This window comes from Streptomyces lincolnensis, from assembly GCF_021173675.1.
Taxonomy (GTDB): Bacteria; Actinomycetota; Actinomycetes; order Streptomycetales; family Streptomycetaceae; genus Streptomyces; species Streptomyces lincolnensis_B.
Genome location: NZ_JAIHON010000012.1, coordinates 256,366 through 278,924, shown reverse-complemented (window position 1 = coordinate 278,924; position 22,559 = coordinate 256,366). Strand labels below are relative to the sequence as shown.

The window sequence follows — 22,559 nt, the reverse complement described above, 5'->3', positions numbered from 1 at the left end:
GTCCCCGACTGACGGGTAGTGCCTGAAGAGGGGCGCCGACCATGTGTCGGCGTCCCTCTTCCTCGTGGAGGTGGGTGATGTTGCCGTATGCGATGGGGTGCGGGTTTCCAAGCCGTCGCCGGCAGCCTGGGCCTCAGGCCCGGCGTGTCCGGCCCATTGTCGCCGTGAAGGTCGCCGGATCGTCCTCGAAGCCCTGGACGCCGGGGTGGAACTCCCAGGTGCTGCCGTCGCGTACGAACTCGGCTACGGTCGCCGCCGTGGCCCCGAGCACGCCACCGAAGTCGTCCTCGGCGAGGTCGGTGTAGCCCTCGCGGATGCGGAGCGAGGGGTTGCCCACGCTGACGAAGGTGCGCTCGCCGGGGCGCTGCTGGATGACGACGCCGACCACCACGCGCGCGTAGCGGGGATCGAGCCGCTCGAGCTCGACCGTGAGAACCTCGTCCCAGCCGAAGCCCTTGCCGTCTTTGCTGTCCCGATTGAGGTAGATGGTGCCGTCGGGGGAGCGGCTGTCGAAGTGCACCACATAGGCCGGATCCCCGTGGGGATCGCTCGCCAGGTAGGTCGCGGCCACCACGTCCAGATCGGTCGCCGGCTGCCCCGCGGGACTCGGGTCCCACTTCAGGGCCACCTCGACCTTGCGGATCCCCTTGCTGAGGCCGTTCACCAGAAGACTTCCCTTTCCCCTGAGTAGCCGGCCCGAACTGCCGGGCAGGCGGAGCCGGTTGCCCATCCTGCCACGCGCGCGCGGGAGTTCGTGGAAGAGCTCTCGGTGCGAGCGTGACCGACGCCACGCTCCGTGGCCTTACCATGGCGCGGTGCTGGTCAAGTGGATTCGCTGCACCGTGGTGGACCGCCGCGGTTTCGAGCGGGGGCAGCGAAAATGGGCGGGGCTTCTGGGAGAGCCGGGGTTTCGGGGACAGGGCGGTGGCTGGAGCAGGGGGCGCCAGGGGGTGGCGCACATTTTCGCGTTCTGGGAGAGCCGTGCCTTCTACGACTCCTTCATGGCGCGGTCCCACGACCGGCTGGCTGCTGCCCAGTCGGGCACCTTCAAGGACATCGAGGCCAAGCTGTTCGACTACCGCTTCGACGTGAAGACCGGCTTCGAGCCGCGCTTCACGGACGCCGACCTGGTACGTGTCGCCCACTGCCGCGTCCACGAGGAGCGTGCCGAGCACTTCATGCTGATGCAGGAGAAGGTCTGGAACCCGGCGATGGCCGGTTCGCCGGGCATGGTCCGCGGCTTGTTCGGCGAGGCGCCGGGCAACGAATTCCTGGTGCTGTCGATGTGGCTGTCGGCCGCCGAACACGGAAAATACCGCACCGAACGCGTGGAGCGCCTCGCTCTGCGCGCCCAGCTCGAGGCGGACGTCGCCTCCCTCACCGGTGACATCGTCCAGCTCGAACCAAGCTGGACGGTTTGACTTCCGGACTCGCTACGAGCGCCTCCTATGGTGGCCTCTGGGCCGAAAAGTATGTGACCTACGCCGTATGGGGCCCCTACGAGTGCTCGATCAGGCCTCACCCGATCTAGGGTTTTGGCATGGCACGACCACGGCGCATCGTCCTTGTCCGACACGGGGAATCAACGGGCAATGTTGATGACACCGTCTACGAGCGTGAACCCGACCATGCCCTGGCTTTGACGGACCGGGGTTGGCAGCAGGCGGAGGAGAGCGGAAAACGGCTGCGCGAGGTGTTCGGCCGGGAGCGCGTCAGCGTGTACGTCTCTCCCTACCGGCGTACGCACGAGACCCTGCGGGCCTTCCACCTGGATCCCGAGCTCATACGGGTGCGAGAGGAACCCCGGCTGCGCGAGCAGGACTGGGGAAACTGGCAGGACCGTGACGACGTCCGCCTCCAGAAGGCTTACCGGGACGCCTACGGGCACTTCTTCTATCGCTTCGCCCAGGGTGAGTCCGGTGCCGACGTCTACGACCGCGTCGGCGGCTTCCTGGAAAGCCTCTTCCGCAGTTTCGAGGCCCCTGACCACCCGCCGAACGTTCTCCTGGTCACCCACGGACTGGCGATGCGGCTGTTCTGCATGCGCTGGTTCCACTGGACCGTCGCGGAGTTCGAGTCGCTCGCGAATCCGGGGAACGCGGAGATGCGCATGCTCGTTCTGGGGGACGACGGCAGGTACGCGCTGGACCGGCCCTTCGAGCGCTGGCGGGATCCGGAGCCGTACGGGATCACCGGATAGAGTGGCAGGGCGATGACCAGTGACTTCTCTCCCGGCGGACGGCTGGACCGCGCCCTGGCCAGCCTGCGCGGGCTGGCGCTGGGGGATGCGCTGGGATCCCAGTACTTCGTGCCGGTGAACTACCCGCTGCTCAAGCGGCGCGAGCTGCCGTCCGGCCCCTGGCAGTGGACCGACGACACGGAAATGGCCTGCTCCGTGGTCGCCGTGCTGGCCGCCCACCACCGGATCGACCAGGACGCCCTGGCTCGCTCGTTCGCCGATCACCATGACTTCGACCGTGGCTACGGTCCCGCGGTCAACCGCCTGCTCCGGCTCGTCCGGGAGGGCGGGGACTGGCGCGAGCTCGCCGCCGGGCTCTTCAACGGGCAGGGGTCGTGGGGCAACGGCGCCGCGATGCGGATCGCACCCCTGGGCGCTTGGTACGCGGACGATCCGGAGCAGGCGACCCACCAGGCGGAGATCTCGGCGTACCCCACGCATCAGCACCGCGAGGCCGTGGTCGGCGCCATGGCCGTCGCCGCGGCCGCCGCGATGGTCGGCGCACCCGACGGCCCACCGAGCGCCGAGGAGCTCCTCGACGGCGTCATCGCGCTGATCCCGAAGAGTGCCGTCGGCGCGGGGCTTCGACGGGCCCGGGACATGCTCGACTACGCCGACGCGGCCACGGTCGCCGCGGTACTGGGGTGCGGACGCCGCACGACGGCCCATGACACCGTGCCCTTCGCGCTCTGGTCGGCGGCGCGCTCCCTGAACGATTACGAGCAGGCGTTCTGGACGACCGCGCAGGTCGGCGGCGACGTGGACACGACGTGCGCCATCGTGGGCGGAGTGCTCGCCGCCGGGAAGGTGGGGACACCACCGGCCGGATGGATCGCGCAGGTGGAGGCCTTGCCGGAGTGGGTTCCCGCTTTTGCCTGATTGGGCCTGGGAAAGCCGCGGCGACTTTTGAGAACTCTCCGTATGTGGTGGGAACTCTGTGTGACCGCCCGGGCGTTCCTCTGACAACTGATGTGTGATGCGTGGGCTCGCACGGGCCAGTGACACGAGAGAGCGGCTGGAGGCGGGCATGCGGGTGGTGAGGGATCTGCTGATCCTGTCGGCTGTATCGGCTGTCCCTGCCGTGCCGTTCGCGGTGTGCGCAGGGTCGATGGCCGGACCGGCGCCCTCATCGGGGTTCGCCCGGGCGCGGTCCGGCCATCCACGGCTGTGTTCTCTGTACGGGGGCGGATCAGCCCAGGCCCGGTCCCGCCGTGCCGGCGAGAGCCTCCAGGTCGCTCTTGCGGACCCTGATCACCAACCAGGCCGTCACCAGGGCGAGTACGGCCATCGCCGCGGCCGCGACGAACCCCGTCGAGATGCCTTGGGCGAGGACCTCGTGCCCCCACGGAGCGGGCAACTGCTGTGTCTTGGCGAACTCCGCCTTCTGCTCCGCCGATCCGTCGGCGAGGAACTGCGGCACCTGTTTCTCCGCCTCGTCCCTGCTGGCCGTGCCGAACACCGTCGTCAGGATGGAAAGGCCGAGCGAACCGCCCACCTGCTGTGTGGTGTTGAGCAGACCGGACGCCGCACCGGCCTCGTGCTGGGCCACCCCGGAGACGGCGGTGAGCGTCAGCGTCACGAAGTTCAGACCCATGCCGAAGCCGAACACCAGCATCGGACCGAGGACTCCGCCCGCGTAGGAGCTGTCGGAGCTGATCAGGCTCTGCCAGGCGAGGCCGATCATCGCGAGCGCCGAGCCCACGAGCATGAACGGCTTGGGCCCGAGCACGGGCAGGAACCGCTGGGACAGACCGGCCCCCAGCGCGATCACCACCGTCACCGGCAGGAACGCGAGACCGGCCTCGATCGGGGTGTACCCCAGCACGTTCTGCACGAAGAGCACGATGTAGAAGAACATGCCGAACATCGCCGCGGCGAGGCTCAGCATGATCACGTACGTGCCGGAGCGGTTGCGGTCGGCGAACATCCGGAGAGGCGTGATCGGTTCCTTGGCGCGGGACTCGATGAGCGCGAAGGCCGCCAGCAGGACCACGGCGGCACCGAAGGAGCCGATGGTCAGGCTGTCACGCCATCCTTCGTCCGCGGCACGGATGAAGCCGTAGACGAGGGAGGCCATACCCGCCGTCGACGTCAGTGCTCCGGCGATGTCGAAGCGGGCCGAGTGCCGTTCGGACTCGTTGATGTACAGCGGTGTGAGCACGGCGATCAGGACACCGATCGGCACGTTGACGAAGAGCACCCATCGCCAGTCGAGCCACTCGGTGAGCATGCCGCCCGCGAGCAGTCCGATGGCACCGCCACCTGCGGAGACCGCGGCGAAGACACCGAAGGCCCGGTTCCGTTCGGGCCCCTCGGGGAACGTGGTGGTGATGAGGGCCAGCGATGTCGGCGACGCGATGGCACCTCCCACGCCCTGGAGGACCCGGGCGGCCAGCAACTGCCAGGGTTCCTGGGCCACTCCGCCGAGCAGCGAGGCGAAGGTGAACAGCAGGATGCCGGCCATGAAGACCCGGCGTCGGCCGAGGATGTCGCCGGCCCTGCCGCCGAGCAGGAGCAGCCCTCCGAAGGTGAGTGTGTAGGAGCTGACGACCCAGGTGAGGTCGGTGGTGCTGAACTTGAGCGCGTCTTGAATGTGCGGGAGTGCGATGTTCACAATCGTCGCGTCGAGTACCACCATGAGTTGGCAGGCCGCGATGACGGTGAGCGCGATGCCGGGATGTCCCTGCCGGCGGGCCGCACCTGGTTTCTGGTCCGGGATCAACTGAGAGGTTGTCACTATGGGTCCCCCACAACAGCTTTAGTGAACGGTCGCGTTCACTGGCGCGTCAACGGTAGTGAGTATCTGCTAGTGAACGCAAGCGTTCACTTGTGTTGTCGTCGCGTGACACGTCCCCCCTTGCTGTCGCGCAGCGCCCCCCATCCCCGGAATCCCCGCTTCCCTGCTTGCTGGAGACGCTCAGATGGTTACCTCGCGCTGGACGGCCGCCCCCGCCCAGGCGGCCGCCTCACGCCGGCGTGGCGCCGTACTCGAACGCGCGATCCTCGAGGCCGCGCTGGACCAACTCGGGACGGTCGGCTGGAAAGGTCTCACGATGGAGGGTGTCGCGGCAGGCGCCCAGACCGGCAAGGCCGCGGTGTATCGGCGCTGGCCGTCCAAGGAGGACCTGGTCGCGGACGCGCTCCAGGCCGGACTGCCGCGGCTGGAGGAGGCGCCCGATCTGGGCAGCGTGCGCGAAGACCTGCTGGAACTGTGCCGGAGGGCCCGGGAGGCGATGTTCTCGCGACCGGGATTCGCGCTTCGGGCGGTCATTCACGAATGTGACCCAGTCCAGGCGGAGCGCTTCCATGGTGTGATCTTCGAAGGGGTCGTGGAGCCGGCCATCGGACTGATCCGCGAGATCGTCACCCGCGGAATAGAGCGAGCGGAGGTGCGATCCGACGCGGCGAACAGCTACGTCTTCGACGCCATTCCGGCGATGATGATGTACCGCTCCAAGGTGTACGCAAGCGAATGGAGCGATCGGGACATCGAAGAGATGATCGACCGGTTGATGGTTCCGCTGCTGCGGTCGACCGTCGGCTGAACCGAGGCGTGCGGTGCCGGTGAAGCCGTTCGGGAAACCAGGGTGTCGGACGATGATCCGGGCGGCGTAGGCTAAGGGCGCCATGCCGTACGAACCGCCTACTCACACCGTCGAGCGCTCCCTCCGCGCCACGACCGGAGCGAAGATCATTGCCGGTGTCGACGAGGTCGGGCGCGGCGCTTGGGCCGGTCCCGTCACCGTCTGCGCGGCGATCACCGGACTGCGTCGGCCTCCCGACGGTCTCACCGACTCCAAACTGCTCACCGTGAAGCGACGCACGGAACTCGCCGCGATACTCCAAGGTTGGGTGACGTCGTTCGCCCTCGGGCACGCCTCGCCCGAGGAGATCGACACGATGGGCATGACGGCCGCTCTGCGCACGGCGGCCGTGCGAGCCCTGGAAGCCCTGCCGGTCCGCCCCGACGCGGTGATCCTCGACGGGAAGCACGACTACCTCGGGACGCCCTGGAAGGTCCGCACCGTGATCAAGGGCGACCGGTCGTGCGTCGCCGTGGCGGCGGCCTCCGTGATCGCCAAGGTTCAGCGCGACAAAATGATGGCCGAACTGGGTATCGACCATGCAGACTTCGACTTCGCGGCCAACGCCGGGTATCCGTCGCCCTCGCACAAGGCCGCACTGGAGGAGCGGGGCCCCACCCCGTTCCACCGCTTGTCGTGGGCGTACCTTGATGCGCTGCCCCAGTGGCGGCACCTCAAGAAGGCCCGCAGCTGGGCGGACGGAAACGTTCCGGAGATCGAGGGGCAGCTCGGCTTCGACTTCTGACGATTCCGCTCGCACTCATGTGCCACCCGCTCACGCGAGCCGCACCAACGTTTGATAAATATCAACTCATGCCTCTCATTCCCGAGGAGCCTCAGATTCACGAGAGTGCCCAGGGTCCCCGCGCCACTCCGGCCACCGGCCGTACCGCGCCGACCCCCCGCCCTGTACCCGGCCCCCGCCCCGCGGCTCACCCGCGCCCCGGTCGTCCCGGCCCGCTGCGGCCCGCGCCGCCGGTGCAACGTACGCCGCACGACGTGGCGGTGGCCACGCCCGGTCCGTCGGTTCCTGCCGCCCCTGTCGCGGCCGCTCCGGCTACCGCGATCCCGCAGATCCAGCTGATCCCGGCCTCGGCCGAGGGCGCGCTCGATGCTGCCGAAGAAGCCGTCGACCTGCTGTTGGACTCGGGGCGTGCTCCCGGTGACGTGCTGGTGATCACCACCGGCGAGCAGCATCCGTGGGCGGCCCACGAACTGTCCTTCGGAGAAGCCTCCTACTGGGCGCAGCACGACTCGGGCGACGACGTCTTCTACGCGGATGTCGCTGTGGCCTCCCGTGCCGCGTCCCGCCCGGTGGTCGTGGTCGCCGTCAACGGCGGCCCCGCCACGGCTGCCGCCGACGCCCTGCCGTTGGCTCACGCCCGGGCCGGCGCGCTGCTGATCGTCTGCGGTGATCCGCAGCAGATCAACGCAGTCCTGGGCGCGGGCGTCTGACCCGTATCCGGTCCGTCCGGGGGACGCCTGGGGGCGACGAGGGTGCCGTCACGGCGGCACCTGTACGGCGGGCACTTCGGCCTGCGTGGGTTCGCCCGACCTGGCTGTCCTCTCCGTACGGGCGGGGCCTTTCGTCCGTGACCTGGAAGAGCTGACTGGCGTCCCCGTGGCTCCGAGCGGCCTCAGGGCGTAACGCCGCTTCGAGTCAGCGGGCCGCGGCGCGGCGCAGAACCTCCGAGGCGGCGCCCCCGGTGCGTGGCAGTGGCGGTGGCGCCTCGGACAGGCCGAAGGGTTCCGGCGTGGAGTCCGTGTTGGGCCGACGGCCGCCGCGGCCCTCGCCGAGGACCTGCCAGCCGTCGCGGGTCAGGGTGATGTAGGCCCCGCAGCGCAGTCCATGCAGAGTGCAGGCGTCACGCAGCCCCCACATCCACGCACCGTCCTCCTCGGTCCAACGCGCGTCCCCGTCACGGCAGTAGAGCAGCACGGCGGTGCGCACCGGTGTCCGGCGCCGCAGATCGTGCGGGATCACCCGGCGCAGTTGGGCGAGCAGCACATTGCGGAACATCCAGCCATCGGCCGGAGCCGGGCGGCGGGTGAACGACGCACTCGCCCGCAGCCGCTCGTCCGGGTCGAGGACCGCGACGATGGCGGTCGCGGGCTTGGGGCGATGGCGGGTGTGCAGCCCGCTGACGACCTCGCGAGGGTTGCGCAGCAGAGGAATTCCGGCGGCGGCCCACTCCGCGGGTTCGAGCATACGGGTCAGAGGGTTGGCGGATGCGGCGGAGAGGTCGGTGGATGACGACGTCGACGCCGCGGAGGACGGAGCGAATCCGAAGGTCACGGTCCTCCCTTCGGCTACGCGCCCACACTGCGGGCGGGGTCTGGTTCGGGGGAGCGCGCACCGCAGCAAAGCCCTACCGGACCACAGGCGAGCCGTGCGGGGAGCGGACCCCAATTCTTCCTGTCGAACTTGGTTGCGGCAACGAGCAATTGGGCCCAGCGGGCCTTATTGGCCGGTTTGCTGCTTATATCCCTACCCGGCGGGTCGACATGTGACGCATGGGACGTTCGAGCGCGGCACGTTCGTGCGCAGACCGGGGTTGTTCTCGCGTGTTGCCGGCTCATCCCCGAACCGCGAGGACCAGCGGCAACACCCCCTGTGCGCCGGAGCGCAGAAGGAGCCGGGCGGCCACGGCGAGGGTCCAGCCGGTCTCGGTCATGTCGTCGACGAGCAGCACCGGGCCGTTCGCGGCCTCGAGAGCGGCCTGTAGCGCGGGTGGGACGGTGATGGCTCCGTTCAGGGCGCGGAGGCGTTGGGCGCTGTTGGAACGGGGCAGGGGCAGATCCGCCAGGTCGTCCGTGTACGCCAGGGAGCCCAGCAGCGGGAGACGGCCGATCGTGGAGATCCTGGACGCGAGCGACTGGATCAGCTGCGGCCTGGTCCGTGAGGCCATGGTCACGACTCCGGCGGGACGCGGCGGTGCGTCCGGCGCGCCCGAGGCCCAGCCGTCCGGCCCCTTGGCCCAGTCCGCCAGCACGGTGACGACCGCGTTGACCACGTCGTCCGGCGCCGGGCCGTCCGGTGTCCGGGGCGCGAGCAGCGGGCGGAGCCGGTTGCCCCAGCCGATGTCGGAGAGCCTGCCGAGTGCCCGGCCCTGCGTGGCCTGTTCGCCGGGCGGGATACGGCCCTTGAGGTTGACGCCGACGGCCGGGAGGCCGGTCGGCCACATCTTGCGGGGTTCCACGACGACGCCGGCGCGGGCCAGCGAGCCGCCGGCCGTGTCCAGGGCCGCAGGGGAGACGTCGGCCGTGAAACGAGGACCGGCGCAGTTGTCGCAGCGGCCGCAGGGAGCCGCCTCCTCGTCGTCCAGCTGGCGTCGCAGGAACTCCATGCGGCAGCCGGTCGTGGTGGCGTAGTCGCGCATGGCCTGCTGCTCGGTGGCGCGCTGTTTGGCGACCCACGCGTAGCGCTCGGTGTCGTACGACCACGGGTTGCCGGTGGCGATCCAGCCGCCCTTGACGCGATGGACGGCGCCGTCCACGTCCAGGACCTTGAGCATGATCTCCAGCCGCGTGCGGTTCAGCTCCACGAGCGGTTCCAGGGCGGGGAGCGACAGCGGGCGGTCCGCGCGCGCGAGGACGTCCAGGGTGCGGCGGACGGCCTCCTCGGGCGGGAAGGCCACGGAGGCGAAGTAGGACCAGATCGCCTCGTCCTCGCGACCCGGCAGGAGCAGTACCTCCGCGTGCTCCACACCGCGTCCCGCGCGCCCGACCTGCTGGTAGTAGGCGATGGGCGAGGAGGGTGAGCCGAGGTGGACGACGAAGCCCAGGTCCGGCTTGTCGAACCCCATGCCGAGCGCGGACGTGGCGACGAGCGCCTTGACCTTGTTGGCGAGCAGCGCTTCCTCGGCCTGCTGACGCTCGGCGTTCTCCGTCTTTCCCGTGTACGAGGAGACGGTGTGCCCGCACTGCCGCAGGAAAGCGGTGATCTCCTCGGCGGCGGCCACGGTGAGGGTGTAGATGATCCCGGATCCCGGCAGATCTCCCAGGTGATCGGCGAGCCACGCCAACCGGTGGGCCGCGTCGGGCAGTTGAAGTACGCCCAGGCTCAGGCTCTCGCGGTCCAGCGGCCCGCGCAGGACCAGCGCGTCCGAGTCGGTCCCCGTGCCCAGTTGCTCGGCCACATCCGCGGTGACCCGCGCGTTGGCGGTCGCGGTGGTGGCGAGCACCGGGACGCCCGACGGGAGGTCGATGAGCATGGTGCGCAGCCTCCGGTAGTCGGGACGGAAGTCATGGCCCCAGTCGGAGATGCAGTGCGCCTCGTCGACGACCAGGAGACCGGTGGCGGCGGACAGTTCCGGCAGGACGTTGTCGCGGAAGTCCGGGTTGTTGAGCCGCTCGGGGCTGACCAGCAGGACGTCGACCGTACTCGCGGCGACCTCGGCCCGGACGGTGTCCCACTCCTCCGTGTTCGAGGAGTTGATCGTCCTGGCGTGGATACCGGCGCGGGCGGCCGCCTCGACCTGGTTGCGCATGAGCGCGAGCAGGGGAGAGACGATCACGGTCGGTCCCGCGCCGCGCTCGCGCAGCAGGGCGGTCGCCACGAAGTACACCGCGGACTTGCCCCAGCCCGTGCGCTGCACGACCAGGGCCCGGCGCTTGTCGGCGACCAGCGCCTCGATCGCCCGCCACTGGTCCTCGCGCAGCCGGGCGGCGCCGGTGTCGTCCCCGACGAGCCGGGCGAGGACCTCATCGGCCGCCGCTCGCAGTTCCGCGTTGCTCGTGTGCGTCATGCGTCCCATACAACAGGACGCCACTGACAGACGGACGGGGCGGTCGCCCGAAAAGGTCGGAGCAACGGGCTGTCGGCTCCTCCGCCGCCTTGTACTGATGTGTTCCTGATGAGAGTTATCCACAGGGTCGAGCGGACTTTCACGATTCGCGAGATCGTCTGCGCATGACGAACCACAGCGAAATGACTGGATCCGCCGGGAACGACGACATCAGCGGACGAGACGGATATAGGACACGCGGACATCGCGACGCCGACAGCGGGCGCTCCCAGGACGGCGAGCACGTCGAGTGCGTCACGTACGACTCACACGGAAGCGACCATCAGGTCACCCTGCGCACCCCGGCCGAACTGGCCGACGCCCTGCCGTATCTGCTCGGGTACCGCCCGGAGGACAGCATCGTCCTGGTCGCCCTGCACGACCGGGGCGGGCGGGGACGGTTCGGAGGGCGGGCTCGACTCGGCATTCCGACGAACGAGGACGACTGGGAGTCGGCCGCCCGACAACTGGCGCACGGCCTGATCACGGGCAGCGAGCGAAGGGGCGTCAAGCCCGAGCAGATGGTCGCCTATCTCTGCCAGGAGCCGGCGAAGGGAGAGTCGGGACAGCAGGTCACGCAGCGGCTGGCCCGCTTGGCCGGGCTGCTGCGTACGGAGTGCGGCCGGCTCGACGTGCCGGTGATCGAGGCGCTGTGCATTTCCGGCGGACGCTTCTGGTCGTACTGCTGCCCGAGCGAGGGATGCTGTCCCGCCGAGGGGCTTCCGATGGGGCTGCCCGGCACGTCGGTACTGGCTGCCGCGGCGACATACGCCGGACTTCAGGTGCGCGGCACGCTGCGCGAGTTGCGGGCCCGGCTGTTGCCCTGGGAGACCGCCGCGGCGCTGGAGCAGGAGATCGCCCTGGACACGACCAGCATGGCGCAGGTCCCCAGGATGTTCGACGAGGCCGGCCGCGTGGCCGTGGCAGAGGAGACGGTCGCACTCGCCGAGCGGATCATGAAGCGGTTCGCCGAGGCGCCACCCGTTTCCGGAGCCCTTCAGGCGGACCTGCGCGACGACGTGCTGCTCGGACATGAAGAAGCGGCCACGCTGATCCTCGGTCTGCAGGACCGCACGACCCGTGACCGGGCGGCCGAGTGGATGGAGGGCGAGGAGGCCGGCCCGGCCCTGCGGCTGTGGCGTGGCCTGGCCCGCCGCTGCGTCGGTCCGTACGGCGAGCACGCGGCGGCGCCGCTCACCCTCGTCGGCTGGGTCGCCTGGTCCACCGGTGACGACATTGAGGCCAGGGAAGCCCTGGCCATGGCTTTGGGTGCCGACCACGGCTATCTCTTCGCCCGCCTTCTGCACCAGGCATGCAACGAGGGACTGGACCCGGAATCGATCCGCCGCTGCCTGCGCGCGGAACGCGAGGCGCGGACGGCCCGTGCCCGCTCCGAAGCCGGGGAATCGACGGTCCCGGCAGCCGAAGAACCGGCACAGCCGGAGATGCCGTCCGGGCGGCCACAGACGCGTACTCGCCGTAGGCGACGGGACGGGGCGAGCAGCACCACGCGCCCGGGTGCTGCGAAGCCGGGGTCGGTGCGTCCCGGGGCGTCGGGAAACCAGGGCGCGCAGCCACGGCCGTCGGGGAAGACCGACATGCGTCTGCGCGGCGCCTGTTCCAAGGAAGTGCGGTCGAGTGGTGAGGCCCGCGGAGAAGTGCGGTCGGGGGATGAGGCCCGCGAGGGACAGACGTGAGCGAGCTACCGAGGGCCGACTTCATGGCATCGGAGGCCGACAGCAGGCGATGCCTGCGGACGAGGACGCCTCCCCCGGCCACCGGACAGCAGACCCGCCGCCATTCGGTCGGCTTCCGCTGCCGTGGGCGTGACCCCGAAGTGGTCCGTCCCGTTCACCTGAGTGGCGGAACGCCTGGACGGGCCGTACCGCCCTACCGCCCTTGTCCCTCAGGAGCCCCGCACCCGGCGTCGCACACGCCCGAGGCGCACAGAGCGCAGAGGAAGCCTCCCCTTGCATCAGCCGACTCCGCCCTCCGCCGCCGACGACGACCGTCCGGTTCTCGGCATGGACGCTTCGCCCCGGAGAGGAGGCGCCAGCCCGCCGCAGGACGGACCCCGCCGTTTGCCTCCGGCTCAGGCCGAGCCGCTCAGGAGCCCGGACAAACCGACTCCGGAGGCGGGGGTGCCGCTCGCCGACCGGCCCCAGCCGCCTACCGGGCAGGGCCGAGGCTCGCCCCCATGGACGGGGACCGGCCGACGCCTGCCCACCCTTGCCGGGAAGAGCCAGTCCTCGTCTCCCACGGGACAGAGCCGGTCATCGCCTCCCTCTGGACAGAGTCTGCCCTTGCCGCCAACGGGGCAGAGCCGGCCCTCTCCTTCGGACCAGTCCGACCCGGACGTGACACCGATGGCCCGGGGTCGCGCCCCGTCACCGCCGACGGGGCACCGCCCCGCACCGACCGCTCGGCAAGGCCGTCCGGCCGCCCCGTTCCCGGTTCCTCGGGGATTGGCCGACCTGCCTCCCACCCACACCGCGCTCATCTGCGTCGCCCTGCCAGGTCTCGCCATCTCCACGGACCAGGGGCAGTTGACCGGACGCGGTCTGGAGGGCTTCTACCGCGCGGGCCGACGTGTGCTCTCCCGCTGCCAGGTCCGGGTCGCCGGGCGGGAACCTCTCGCAGTCCAGGCTCGCAGGACCGCGGCGGACCGGGCACGGTTCGTGGGAACGGTGCGTGCCTCTCCTGGCAACGGTCCGGACCCGGACGTCATGGTCGAGCGCACTCGCCACGCGGACGGCACGGAACGCATTACGCTGCGCAGTGCGGCCCTCCGCCCGTTGCGCCTGCCGGTGGAGGTCGCCCTCGGCACCGACCTGGCCGACCTGGGCGCCATCGCGTCCGGCCGCGCGGGTCCCGAACTGCCCGCCAGCGTCCACGATTCGGGTCTGCGCTGGTCCTCGGCCGTAGGGAGCACGTCGGTCACAGCCGACCCGCCGCCCTCGGACGCACTGGCCTCCGCGGGGCTGCTGCGCTGGGAGTTCGATCTGCTCCCGGGCGGCACGGCCAGTGTGGAACTGCGGGTACAGGTGGACGGTGCGGGGCCGGTCAGGGCGGCGGGGCGCGCGGCCACGAGTCCGCTGGCCCCGGCGCAGGCGACGGGTGACCACCCCGGTATCCGGACCTTCCTGCACACGAGCGTCGAGGACCTGCAGGCTCTGTTGCTGCGCGATCCGGCGCATCCGACCGACACCCATCTGGCGGCGGGAGTCCCCTGGCGCTGTGGCATGGCGCCGGCCGACGCCCTCGCCGCAGCCCGGATGACACTGCCCTTGGGCACGCGTCTCGCGGCGGGCACGTTGCGCACCCTGGCCCGGACGCAACTGCAGGGCGCCGGGTCGCAGTCGGGCATGATCCCCGGTCCGCTTCGGGACGCCGGACCGCATCTGCCGCCCAGTTGTACGGGTACGGAGGCGACCCTGCTCTTCCCCACGCTGCTGGCCGAGGCTCGCCGATGGGGCCTTTCGCGGCAGGAGACGGAGGAGCTGCTGCCCACCGCCGAGCGCTGTCTGTCCTGGCTGCGAACGACGGTGGGCGAGGGGACGTATCTGTGTGATCCGCACCCCGGCGGCCCGGTCCGCTGCGAGACACAGGCCCATGCCCACCGCGCGGCACTGCTGGGCGCCGACCTGCTCGACGTGTACGGCAGGAAGGGGGCCGCGGAGCTGCGGCAGTGGGCCCAGCGGCTGCGGTCCGCGTTCCGCGAGGACTTCTGGGTCGAGGACCGCGGCGGTGGCCGGCCGGCGGCTGCCCGGACTCCGGACGGACGCCAGGTGCCGCAGCTCGGCGCCGCGGCCGCCCACCTGCTCGACACCGGCCTGCTCGGCGGTGGCGACCTCGCCCCGGGGCTGCTCGACAGGGTGCAGACCGAACAACTCGCCCGGCTGCTGGGCAGCCCTGCTCTGGACTCCGGATGGGGCGTGCGCGGGCTGGGGGTGAAGGAAGCGGGCTACAACCCGTTCGGTCACCGCGCCGGAGCCGTCCGGGTCCAGGAGACGGCGGTCGCCGTGGCGGGTCTGGCGGCGGCCGGCTACGAGAAGGAGGCCGGATCCCTGCTGCGGGGTGTCCTGGCGGGCGCCGAGGCCTTCGGCCACCGGCTGCCGGAGATGTACGCGGGGGAGCAGCGCACAGACGGGAGCGCTCCCTCACCCCACCCGGCGGCCTGTCACCCCTCGGCGACGGCTGCCGCCGCCGGCGTACTGCTGCTGACCACCCTCGCGGGCCTGCGCCCCGACGCCCCCGCCGGCACGGTCACGCTGCGCCCGGTGCGCAGCGCACCGCTCGGTGAGATCGTCCTGACCGGGCTGCGGGTCGGGGGCGCCCCCTTCTCGGTGCGGGTCAGCCGGCTCGGCCTGGCCATGGTCGAGGAGGCGGCGGACGGGCTCCAGCTGGGGGCGTGACCTGGAACGACGCGGTGCCGGATCATGAACGAACACGTCACGAACGCGTTCACTGTCCGCAGTGGACCACCCTCCGATGCGGTTGGCGAAGGGCGTGTTTATCGTCAAGCAGACGACTATGATCGCCGCATGCCCTACGACCCGTCAGCCTTTCCGCCATTCGCCGTCACCGTGGACCTGGTCGTGCTGACCGTGCGTCGCCATTCCTTGTGCGCGCTGGCGGTACGCAGGGGTGAACCGCCGTTCCAGGGTCGATGGGCGCTTCCCGGCGGATTCGTACGGGCCGACGAGGACCTGGCGCAGGCGGCGGCGCGCGAGCTGGCCGAGGAGACCGGGCTGCGCGCGCACGACCCGGCCGTCCCCGTCCAGGACAACGGCGCGCACCTGGAACAGCTCGCGACCTACGGCGACCCCAAGCGCGACCCGCGGATGCGTGTCGTCAGTGTCGCCCACCTCGCCCTGGCTCCCGACCTGCCCGCCCCCCGGGCGGGCGGGGACGCCAGCAATGTGCGCTGGGCACCCGTGGAGGAGTTGCTGCAGCGGGGCGGTTACGGGCGGGACGGCGAACCGGTCGCCCCGCTCGCCTTCGACCACGCCCAGATCCTGTCGGACGGCGTGGAACGCGCCCGCTCCAAGATCGAGTACTCGTCGCTGGCCACCGCGTTCTGCCCGCCGGAGTTCACCGTCGGCGAGCTGCGCCGTGTCTACGAGGCGGTCTGGGGCGTCGCTCTCGACCCGCGCAACTTCCATCGCAAGGTGACGGGCACACCCGGCTTTCTGGTTCCCACCGGCGGGACGACCACCCGCCAGGGCGGCCGCCCGGCCCAGCTGTTCCGCGCGGGCGGCGCCACCCTGCTCAACCCCCCGATGCTGCGCCCCGAGGTGTGACGCGCGACTGAAGGACCGCAGGAACCGACAGCGAAACGGTCCCTGTTCCCAAGGGCGAAGATCCGAAGGGCGAACAGAGGTCCGAGGACGCTCTCAGCCTCTGCGGGCGGGCCTTGCGATGACCGAAAAAACGGACATAGCGCGCTATCTTGCTACGGGTGATCCAGGCCTTCGGACTGACCAGCAACTCCCGCAAGGGCGTTCCGCCCGCTGTCGACGACCTCTCCTTCGAAGCGCGCGCAGGCCGTGTCACCGCACTCCTGGGAGCGCAGGGCGCGGGAAAGACAACGGCGCTCAGACTGATGCTCGAACTGCAACAGGGCCGTGGCGTCACCTACTTCAGAGGCCGGCCCCTGCACCGCATCGCCCACCCCTCCCGTGAAGTCGGCGTGCTCCTGGGGGATGTGCCGGGCCATCCCGCCCGTACGGTCCGCGGTCATCTGCGCATGCTCTGTGCCGCAGCCGGAGTTCCGGTCCGGCGGGCCGACGAAGTCCTCGAGGTGGTCGGGCTCGTCAGCCTGCGCGACGAGCGGCTCGGCACCCTCTCACGCGGCATGGACCGCCGCCTGGGACTGGCCTGCGCGCTGCTGCCCGACCCGCACACGCTCGTGCTCGACGATCCCGCCGACGAGTTGTCCACCCGCGAGTGCCACTGGCTGCACGGCATGCTGCGGGCCCACGCGAGCCAGGGCGGGACGGTCCTGTTCACCACGTCCGATCCCAAGGAGGCCGCGCGCGCATCCGACCGTGTCGTCACCCTGGAGAAGGGCACGTTGGTCGCGGACCAGGAGGCCGCGGACTTCGCCCGGACCAGACTGCGGCCGCGTGTGGCCGTCCGCACCCCTCACGCGGCCCGTCTCGCGGCTCTGCTGGCCAAGGAGGCCCGCGCCTCGCAGCGCTCCGTCGAGGTCGTTCGGGAGGGTGGCAACCGGCTGTCCGTGTACGGCAGTACATGTGCCGACGTCGGCGAGACCGCCTTCCGGTACGGCGTCCTGGTCCACCAACTCGCCGACGAGATCGGAGACATGGGGCCGGGAGCGGGGGAGTCTCCCGCCGAGACCCCAGGTGCGTCCGAGGGGGCGCACCCGGACGTCGGCCCGACGGAACAGGAGCACACCGGGCCCCCCGCGAGCGGCACCTCCGGTCGGCCCGTCGGCACGGTCGAAGGGAAGGACCGGCTCCCAGCGGCTGCGCGCTCCGCCGGCACCCTCAAGGCCGTGGAGCCGCTGTCCCCTCTGCCACCCCCCATCTCCGTCCGCTCGGCACCCAGCCCGTTGCGTCCGCTGCGCTACGAACTGCGTCGCGCGGCCGGCGTCGGCACCGGATTTCTCATCGGGGCCGCCGTCCTCGTCACCTCCGCTCTCGCCGCCGTTCTCCTGGCCCGAATCGGGCACACGCCACAGCATCGTCTGCTGGCCGCATGGCCACGGGAGATGCCGCTGCCGCCGGCCGCCCTCGGCGCGGGGCTGCTCGGGGCGCTCGCTTTCGGCGACGAGTTCCGCCACCCCGCCCTGGCGACGGATCGCGGCACGGTGCCCCGCCGACTGGGCCTGCTCGCCGCCAAGCTCGTCGTCACCGGTGCCGCCGCCCTGCTGCTGGCCTTTCTGACCGTGGGGTGCGACGCCGAAGCGCTCTATCTCGTCTACGGTCGGGAGCTCGCCGAGGTTCCCGACGACTGGATGTCGCTGAGTGCGAGTTGGCTCGGGCTCATGGTCGGGTGCGCCTGGGCCGGTGTCCTGGCCGCGGGCGTCTTCCGCTCCACCACGGCCGGACTCGCGGTGGTGGTCGCCGTACCGGTCCTCGTCGTGCCCCTCGCACAAAAGGTCCTGGAGGGAGCTGCTGTGCGGACGGCGGCCGCCGGACTTCCCGCGCGCCTGCGCGAGGTGTTCCTGCTTCAGTGGCCCTTCGGTGGAGAGCGCTATCTGTCGGCCGTGGCACGGGTCGTGGCTCAACCTGTGGGCGGAGCGCTGACGTTGTCACTCATGGCGCTGCTCTGCGCGTATGTGCTCACGACCCTGCGCAGCAGGGTCCGGTGACGACCGTCCGCGGTCTCCGGGTGAACCTTTGCGCACAACTCCGCACGGAAAGCCCATTTCTTTCCGATAAGGCGTCAATTGCGACGGGGTGAGCGATCACCCTTTCGTGTGCTTTTCACCAAAGACCTCAAGGGAGTTGGAGACGGCGCCGACAAAGGATCCGTGAGTACCCTTGCGCACACCATGATGACCGCCGCCCGCTCCGCAGACTCCGGTCTCGCCGGCCCGGGCGAACTCGACCGCTACCCCTACGCGGAGGCCCCCACCGTGGACCGCGTCGGAGCACCTGCCTGGGACGTCGCGGACCCGGAGCTGGGCCGCGTGGGCCGACGCGCCGCCGGCAGTCGCGGACGCGGACTGCACGGCCAACTCGTCCAGCAGCTGGGTCAGATGATCGTCTCCGGTGACCTGGGTGCCGACCGCCCGCTGGTCCCCGAGGAGATCGGCCAGCGCTTCGAGGTCTCCCGCACCGTCGTCCGCGAGTCGCTCCGCGTGCTGGAGGCCAAGGGCCTGGTCAGTGCCCGCCCGAACGTCGGCACGCGCGTGCGCCCCGTGAGCGACTGGAACCTGCTGGACCCGGACATCATCGAGTGGCGGGCCTTCGGGCCGCAGCGCGACGACCAGCGTCGTGAGCTGAGCGAGCTGCGCTGGACGATCGAGCCGCTCGCCGCGCGTCTCGCCGCCGGGCACGGACGCGAGGACGTGCAGCAGCGGCTCGGCGACATGGTCGAGATCATGGGTCACGCCATGGCGCAGGGTGACGCGCTCACCTTCTCCCGGGCCGATGCCGAGTTCCACTCCCTGCTCATCCAGGTCGCGGGCAACCGGATGCTGGAGCACCTTTCCGGGATCGTTTCGGCCGCCCTTCAGGTCTCCGGCAACCCGGTCACCGGCTGTGACCGGCCGACCGAGACGTCGTTGGCGCACCACGGCCGGATCGCCGACGCCCTCGCCGCCGGAGACGGCGCGGGGGCCGAGATGGCCATGCGCCAGCTGCTCACCGTCCATCCCGAGGTGGAGCGCGTGGTGCCCGCGCCGCGCGAGCACTGACCGCGCACCATGGGCGGCGCGGCCGGGCATGCCTCTTCCCTCCTGTGGCATCGCCCGGTCGGCGAACCGCCTCCCGTCGGACCCCGCGGAATCCTCAGGGATGCTGCGGGGTCCGACGGCGCGACGGGGCCGCAAGACTCGTCGAGATGTCCAGGTCGAGGCTGTTGCCGACGCCCTATGCCCGTGTCTGACCGTTTTTGAGTACGTACGAGGTGTGACTCGGGCCACGCAGATTGGGCGTAACGCTCGCGGGAACAGCGCGATGACCTAAGAGGTGACAGCCGCGGAGGGAATACGGACGCCGTTCAAGGCGCTGTGCATCTTCCCGGCCCCCGCCCGCACCGTCGGCCCATCCCCACGGCCGGTGGTCGGTTCCTGTCCATCCCGGACGGGGCCGGAAGCCGTTTTCCAACGTTCCGAGAGGTTGTTCGTGTCGGCCAGCACATCCCGTACGCTCCCGCCGGAGATCGCCGAGTCCGTCTCTGTCATGGCGCTCATTGAGCGGGGAAAGGCTGAGGGGCAGATCGCCGGCGATGACGTGCGTCGGGCCTTCGAAGCTGACCAGATTCCGGCCACTCAGTGGAAGAACGTACTGCGCAGCCTCAACCAGATCCTCGAGGAAGAGGGTGTGACGCTGATGGTCAGTGCCGCGGAGCCCAAGCGCACCCGAAAGAGCGTCGCAGCGAAGAGTCCGGCCAAGCGCACCGCCACCAAGACGGTCGCGGCGAAGACGGTGACCACCAAGAAGGCCACCGCCACCGCCACGCCCGCGGCGCCCCCCGCCGAGCCCGCCGTCGAGGACGAGACGCCCGCCAAGAAGGCCGCGGCGAAGAAGGCGGCGCCCGCCAAGAAGGCGACCGCGAAGAAGACCGTCGCCACCAAGAAGACCGCGGCGAAGAAGACGACCGCCAAGAAGGACGACGCCGAGGTCGGCGAGGAAGAGGTCCTCGAGGACGCCAAGCCCGGCGACGAGCCCGAGGGCACCGAGAGCGCCGGTTTCGTACTCTCCGACGAGGACGAGGACGACGCGCCCGCGCAGCAGGTCGCGGCCGCCGGTGCCACCGCCGACCCGGTCAAGGACTACCTCAAGCAGATCGGCAAGGTCCCGCTGCTCAACGCCGAGCAGGAGGTCGAGCTCGCCAAGCGTATCGAGGCCGGTCTGTTCGCCGAGGACAAACTGGCCAACGCCGACAAGCTCGCCCCCAAGCTCAAGCGCGAGCTGGAGATCATCGCCGAGGACGGCCGCCGCGCCAAGAACCACCTCCTGGAGGCCAACCTCCGTCTGGTGGTCTCCCTGGCCAAGCGCTACACCGGCCGCGGCATGCTCTTCCTGGACCTCATCCAGGAGGGCAACCTCGGTCTGATCCGCGCGGTCGAGAAGTTCGACTACACCAAGGGCTACAAGTTCTCCACGTACGCCACCTGGTGGATCCGTCAGGCGATCACCCGCGCCATGGCCGACCAGGCTCGCACCATCCGTATCCCGGTGCACATGGTCGAGGTCATCAACAAGCTCGCGCGCGTGCAGCGCCAGATGCTCCAGGACCTGGGCCGCGAGCCCACCCCGGAGGAGCTGGCCAAGGAACTCGACATGACCCCGGAGAAGGTCATCGAGGTCCAGAAGTACGGTCGCGAGCCGATCTCCCTGCACACCCCCCTGGGTGAGGACGGCGACAGCGAGTTCGGTGACCTCATCGAGGACTCCGAGGCCGTCGTCCCGGCGGACGCGGTCAGTTTCACGCTCCTCCAGGAGCAGCTGCACTCCGTCCTCGACACCCTCTCCGAGCGTGAGGCGGGCGTCGTGTCCATGCGCTTCGGTCTCACCGACGGTCAGCCGAAGACCCTCGACGAGATCGGCAAGGTGTACGGCGTCACGCGCGAACGCATCCGCCAGATCGAATCCAAGACCATGTCGAAGCTGCGCCACCCGTCGCGTTCCCAGGTGCTGCGCGACTACCTCGACTAGGTCGTAGCCGTACGAGGTCGAAGGCCCGGCTCCCGAGGGGGAGCCGGGCCTTCGTGCTGCGGGGCAGCGCGCTCTGGATGACTCTGGGTGTCCGATCAACACCCTGGAGTGAGGAGCGAGCATGCGTTGTCGCATCGCTCGGGCGCTGGCCCGGCCGCTGGTTCTGGTGGCCGCCGCGACCGCCATACCGCTGGTGTCCGCCGTTCCCGCGGACGCCGACGGCATCATCGTCGGAGGTTTTCCGGTCGACGTGTCCGAGAGTCCGTGGACAGTGGCACTGTCCAGCCGTGACCGGTTCGGGGGTACGCGCGCGGGGCAGTTCTGCGGGGGCGTGGCCGTGGGCCGCGAGACGGTGCTCACCGCGGCGCACTGTCTGAGCGAGGAGGCGCTGGGCGCGCCTCCGGACCGCGTCCGCGACCTCAAGGTCATCGCGGGCCGCACGGATCTCCTCTCCGGCGAGGGCCAGGAGATCGCCGTACGCGCGACCTGGGTGAACCCCGACTACGACAGCGCCAGCAACTCCGGGGACTTCGCCGTGCTCACCCTCGCCGAGCCCTTGTCCCAGGGTTCGACCGTCGCCATGGCAGGCGGAGGCGATCCGGCGTACGAGCCGGGGAAGGCGGCCGTGGTGTACGGGTGGGGGGACGTCACGGGTGGCGGTGACTATGCGCGCAGCCTGCGGGCCGCCCGCGTGCACGTGCTGGCCGACGCTCTGTGTGAACGGGCGTATCCGGGGAGCTCCGACGGCACGTACCTCGCCGACACCATGCTGTGCGCCGGTGAGGAGGAAGGGGGCCGGGATGCCTGCCAGGGGGACAGCGGAGGGCCGTTGGTCACCGGGGGCAAGCTGATCGGGCTGGTGTCCTGGGGCAGTGGCTGCGGCCGCCCGGGCAGCCCTGGCGTCTATACGCGCGTGTCCGACGTCGTACGGGCGCTGGGCTGGGGCGGCGGCTCCAGGGGGTATGCGAGGCCGTCAGACGCCGACTGAGGGCCTTCCTGGGCGGTCGTTCACGGTTGCCCAGGGTGGAGCCGTCCGGCGCCTCCTGGAGATATGAGCGCGGGCGGGGCCCCTGAGAGCAGGGGCCCCGCCCGTCAACCGGCCTGTGCCGGAGCTGGCTCGTCGTGGATGCGAGGTATCAGCGCTCTTCTTCGACGGCGGCGGGAACGGCCGTCAGCCGCTCCGTCTCGTCCTGTATCTCAGCGGCGATCTTCTTGAGTTCCGGCTCGAACTTGCGCCCGTGGTGGGCGCAGAAGAGCAGTTCTCCGCCGCTCACCAGGACGACGCGCAGGTATGCCTGGGCGCCGCAACGGTCGCAGCGATCGCCGGCCGTCAGCGGGCTCGCGGGGGTCAGAACAGTAGTCACGTCGCCTCTTCTCTAGCTCGACGAGCTGTCGTACCAGGGTCAACATCCAACCAGCCCTAAAACGTTCCCGCTCGGGGCTCTTCCTCAAAAAAATCTTTCGAGGCCGGCTGTCTGCTGCCGGTTGGCGGCGAATGTGCCGTATTGCGTGTCTGTGTGTCTTACGGTTTCGCGCTGTCGGTCAGGGGTTCGTCCCGCCGGCTGGGTTGCCGGTTGTTCATGAGGACGTGCCC

At 70.4% G+C, this 22,559-nt stretch carries 18 protein-coding genes; 13 read left to right on the top strand and 5 right to left on the bottom strand.

Annotated elements, in window-relative coordinates:
* Positions 1–133 precede the first annotated feature (133 nt).
* Positions 134–664 (bottom strand): TerD family protein, encoded by a 531-nt coding sequence (locus K4B79_RS33765; protein ID WP_232031124.1) that lies wholly within the window; start codon positions 662–664, stop codon positions 134–136.
* Positions 665–815: 151 nt separating this feature from the next.
* Here K4B79_RS33765 and K4B79_RS33760 point away from each other — a divergent pair, with 151 nt between their 5' ends.
* From K4B79_RS33760 to K4B79_RS33750, 3 genes are all read left to right on the top strand, one after another.
* Positions 816–1,421 (top strand): YdbC family protein, encoded by a 606-nt coding sequence (locus tag K4B79_RS33760; protein WP_232031123.1) that lies wholly within the window; start codon positions 816–818, stop codon positions 1,419–1,421.
* A gap of 119 nt (positions 1,422–1,540) precedes the next feature.
* The gene (locus K4B79_RS33755) at positions 1,541–2,200 is read left to right on the top strand and encodes a histidine phosphatase family protein (protein ID WP_232031122.1); all 660 of its coding nucleotides are present in this window, start codon (positions 1,541–1,543) and stop codon (positions 2,198–2,200) included.
* A 12-nt stretch (positions 2,201–2,212) separates the two neighbouring features.
* On the top strand, positions 2,213–3,118 hold the full coding sequence (locus K4B79_RS33750) for an ADP-ribosylglycohydrolase family protein (protein WP_232031121.1): 906 nt from the start codon (positions 2,213–2,215) through the stop codon (positions 3,116–3,118).
* Positions 3,119–3,428: 310 nt separating this feature from the next.
* Here K4B79_RS33750 and K4B79_RS33745 read toward each other — a convergent pair whose 3' ends face one another.
* Complete coding sequence (locus K4B79_RS33745; protein ID WP_232031120.1) at positions 3,429–4,976, bottom strand: MFS transporter; 1,548 nt, start codon at positions 4,974–4,976, stop codon at positions 3,429–3,431.
* A 184-nt stretch (positions 4,977–5,160) separates the two neighbouring features.
* On the opposite strand from K4B79_RS33745, the gene K4B79_RS33740 reads away from it, so the two are divergent.
* The 3 genes from K4B79_RS33740 to K4B79_RS33730 all read left to right on the top strand — a co-directional run bounded on the left by K4B79_RS33740 (position 5,161) and on the right by K4B79_RS33730 (position 7,278).
* Positions 5,161–5,784, top strand: coding sequence for a TetR/AcrR family transcriptional regulator (locus tag K4B79_RS33740; RefSeq protein ID WP_232031119.1), 624 nt, complete (start codon positions 5,161–5,163; stop codon positions 5,782–5,784).
* Between the two features lie 82 nt (positions 5,785–5,866).
* On the top strand, positions 5,867–6,568 hold the full coding sequence (locus K4B79_RS33735; protein ID WP_232031118.1) for a ribonuclease HII: 702 nt from the start codon (positions 5,867–5,869) through the stop codon (positions 6,566–6,568).
* A gap of 68 nt (positions 6,569–6,636) precedes the next feature.
* Positions 6,637–7,278 carry a hypothetical protein gene (locus tag K4B79_RS33730; RefSeq protein WP_232031117.1) on the top strand — a complete coding sequence of 214 codons (642 nt, stop codon included), beginning with the start codon at positions 6,637–6,639 and terminating at the stop codon, positions 7,276–7,278.
* A gap of 205 nt (positions 7,279–7,483) precedes the next feature.
* On the opposite strand, the gene K4B79_RS33725 is transcribed toward K4B79_RS33730, so the two are convergent.
* Complete coding sequence (locus K4B79_RS33725; protein ID WP_232031116.1) at positions 7,484–8,119, bottom strand: hypothetical protein; 636 nt, start codon at positions 8,117–8,119, stop codon at positions 7,484–7,486.
* Positions 8,120–8,399: 280 nt separating this feature from the next.
* Positions 8,400–10,571 carry a RecQ family ATP-dependent DNA helicase gene (locus tag K4B79_RS33720; RefSeq protein WP_232031115.1) on the bottom strand — a complete coding sequence of 724 codons (2,172 nt, stop codon included), beginning with the start codon at positions 10,569–10,571 and terminating at the stop codon, positions 8,400–8,402.
* Between the two features lie 164 nt (positions 10,572–10,735).
* Here K4B79_RS33720 and K4B79_RS33715 point away from each other — a divergent pair, with 164 nt between their 5' ends.
* From K4B79_RS33715 to K4B79_RS33685, 7 genes are all read left to right on the top strand, one after another.
* Complete coding sequence (locus tag K4B79_RS33715; protein WP_232031114.1) at positions 10,736–12,307, top strand: DUF4192 domain-containing protein; 1,572 nt, start codon at positions 10,736–10,738, stop codon at positions 12,305–12,307.
* A gap of 768 nt (positions 12,308–13,075) precedes the next feature.
* A complete protein-coding gene (locus K4B79_RS33710) occupies positions 13,076–15,025 on the top strand; it encodes a glycogen debranching N-terminal domain-containing protein (RefSeq protein WP_232031113.1) in 1,950 nt (649 codons plus the stop codon).
* A gap of 129 nt (positions 15,026–15,154) precedes the next feature.
* On the top strand, positions 15,155–15,913 hold the full coding sequence (locus K4B79_RS33705) for an NUDIX hydrolase (RefSeq protein ID WP_232031112.1): 759 nt from the start codon (positions 15,155–15,157) through the stop codon (positions 15,911–15,913).
* Between the two features lie 158 nt (positions 15,914–16,071).
* Positions 16,072–17,949, top strand: coding sequence for an ABC transporter ATP-binding protein (locus K4B79_RS33700; RefSeq protein ID WP_232031111.1), 1,878 nt, complete (start codon positions 16,072–16,074; stop codon positions 17,947–17,949).
* A 162-nt stretch (positions 17,950–18,111) separates the two neighbouring features.
* The gene (locus K4B79_RS33695) at positions 18,112–18,999 is read left to right on the top strand and encodes a FadR/GntR family transcriptional regulator (RefSeq protein WP_232031110.1); all 888 of its coding nucleotides are present in this window, start codon (positions 18,112–18,114) and stop codon (positions 18,997–18,999) included.
* A 430-nt stretch (positions 19,000–19,429) separates the two neighbouring features.
* On the top strand, positions 19,430–20,965 hold the full coding sequence (locus K4B79_RS33690; protein ID WP_232031109.1) for an RNA polymerase sigma factor: 1,536 nt from the start codon (positions 19,430–19,432) through the stop codon (positions 20,963–20,965).
* A 121-nt stretch (positions 20,966–21,086) separates the two neighbouring features.
* Entirely contained in the window at positions 21,087–21,953 is an 867-nt protein-coding gene (locus K4B79_RS33685; RefSeq protein ID WP_232031108.1) for a serine protease, read from the top strand.
* 148 nt (positions 21,954–22,101) lie between these two features.
* On the opposite strand, the gene K4B79_RS33680 is transcribed toward K4B79_RS33685, so the two are convergent.
* Positions 22,102–22,329 (bottom strand): DUF7455 domain-containing protein, encoded by a 228-nt coding sequence (locus tag K4B79_RS33680; protein WP_067440979.1) that lies wholly within the window; start codon positions 22,327–22,329, stop codon positions 22,102–22,104.
* Positions 22,330–22,559 lie beyond the last annotated feature (230 nt).

Excerpts from the sequence above, each read along its gene's own strand:
- K4B79_RS33755 (WP_232031122.1), top strand. The coding sequence starts at position 1,541 with ATGGCACGACCACGGCGCATCGTCCTTGTCCGACACGGGGAATCAACG.
- K4B79_RS33750 (WP_232031121.1), top strand. The coding sequence starts at position 2,213 with ATGACCAGTGACTTCTCTCCCGGCGGACGGCTGGACCGCGCCCTGGCC.
- K4B79_RS33740 (WP_232031119.1), top strand. The coding sequence starts at position 5,161 with ATGGTTACCTCGCGCTGGACGGCCGCCCCCGCCCAGGCGGCCGCCTCA.
- K4B79_RS33735 (WP_232031118.1), top strand. The coding sequence starts at position 5,867 with ATGCCGTACGAACCGCCTACTCACACCGTCGAGCGCTCCCTCCGCGCC.
- K4B79_RS33730 (WP_232031117.1), top strand. The coding sequence starts at position 6,637 with ATGCCTCTCATTCCCGAGGAGCCTCAGATTCACGAGAGTGCCCAGGGT.
- K4B79_RS33720 (WP_232031115.1), bottom strand. The coding sequence starts at position 10,571 with ATGACGCACACGAGCAACGCGGAACTGCGAGCGGCGGCCGATGAGGTC.
- K4B79_RS33715 (WP_232031114.1), top strand. The coding sequence starts at position 10,736 with ATGACGAACCACAGCGAAATGACTGGATCCGCCGGGAACGACGACATC.
- K4B79_RS33705 (WP_232031112.1), top strand. The coding sequence starts at position 15,155 with ATGCCCTACGACCCGTCAGCCTTTCCGCCATTCGCCGTCACCGTGGAC.
- K4B79_RS33685 (WP_232031108.1), top strand. The coding sequence starts at position 21,087 with ATGCGTTGTCGCATCGCTCGGGCGCTGGCCCGGCCGCTGGTTCTGGTG.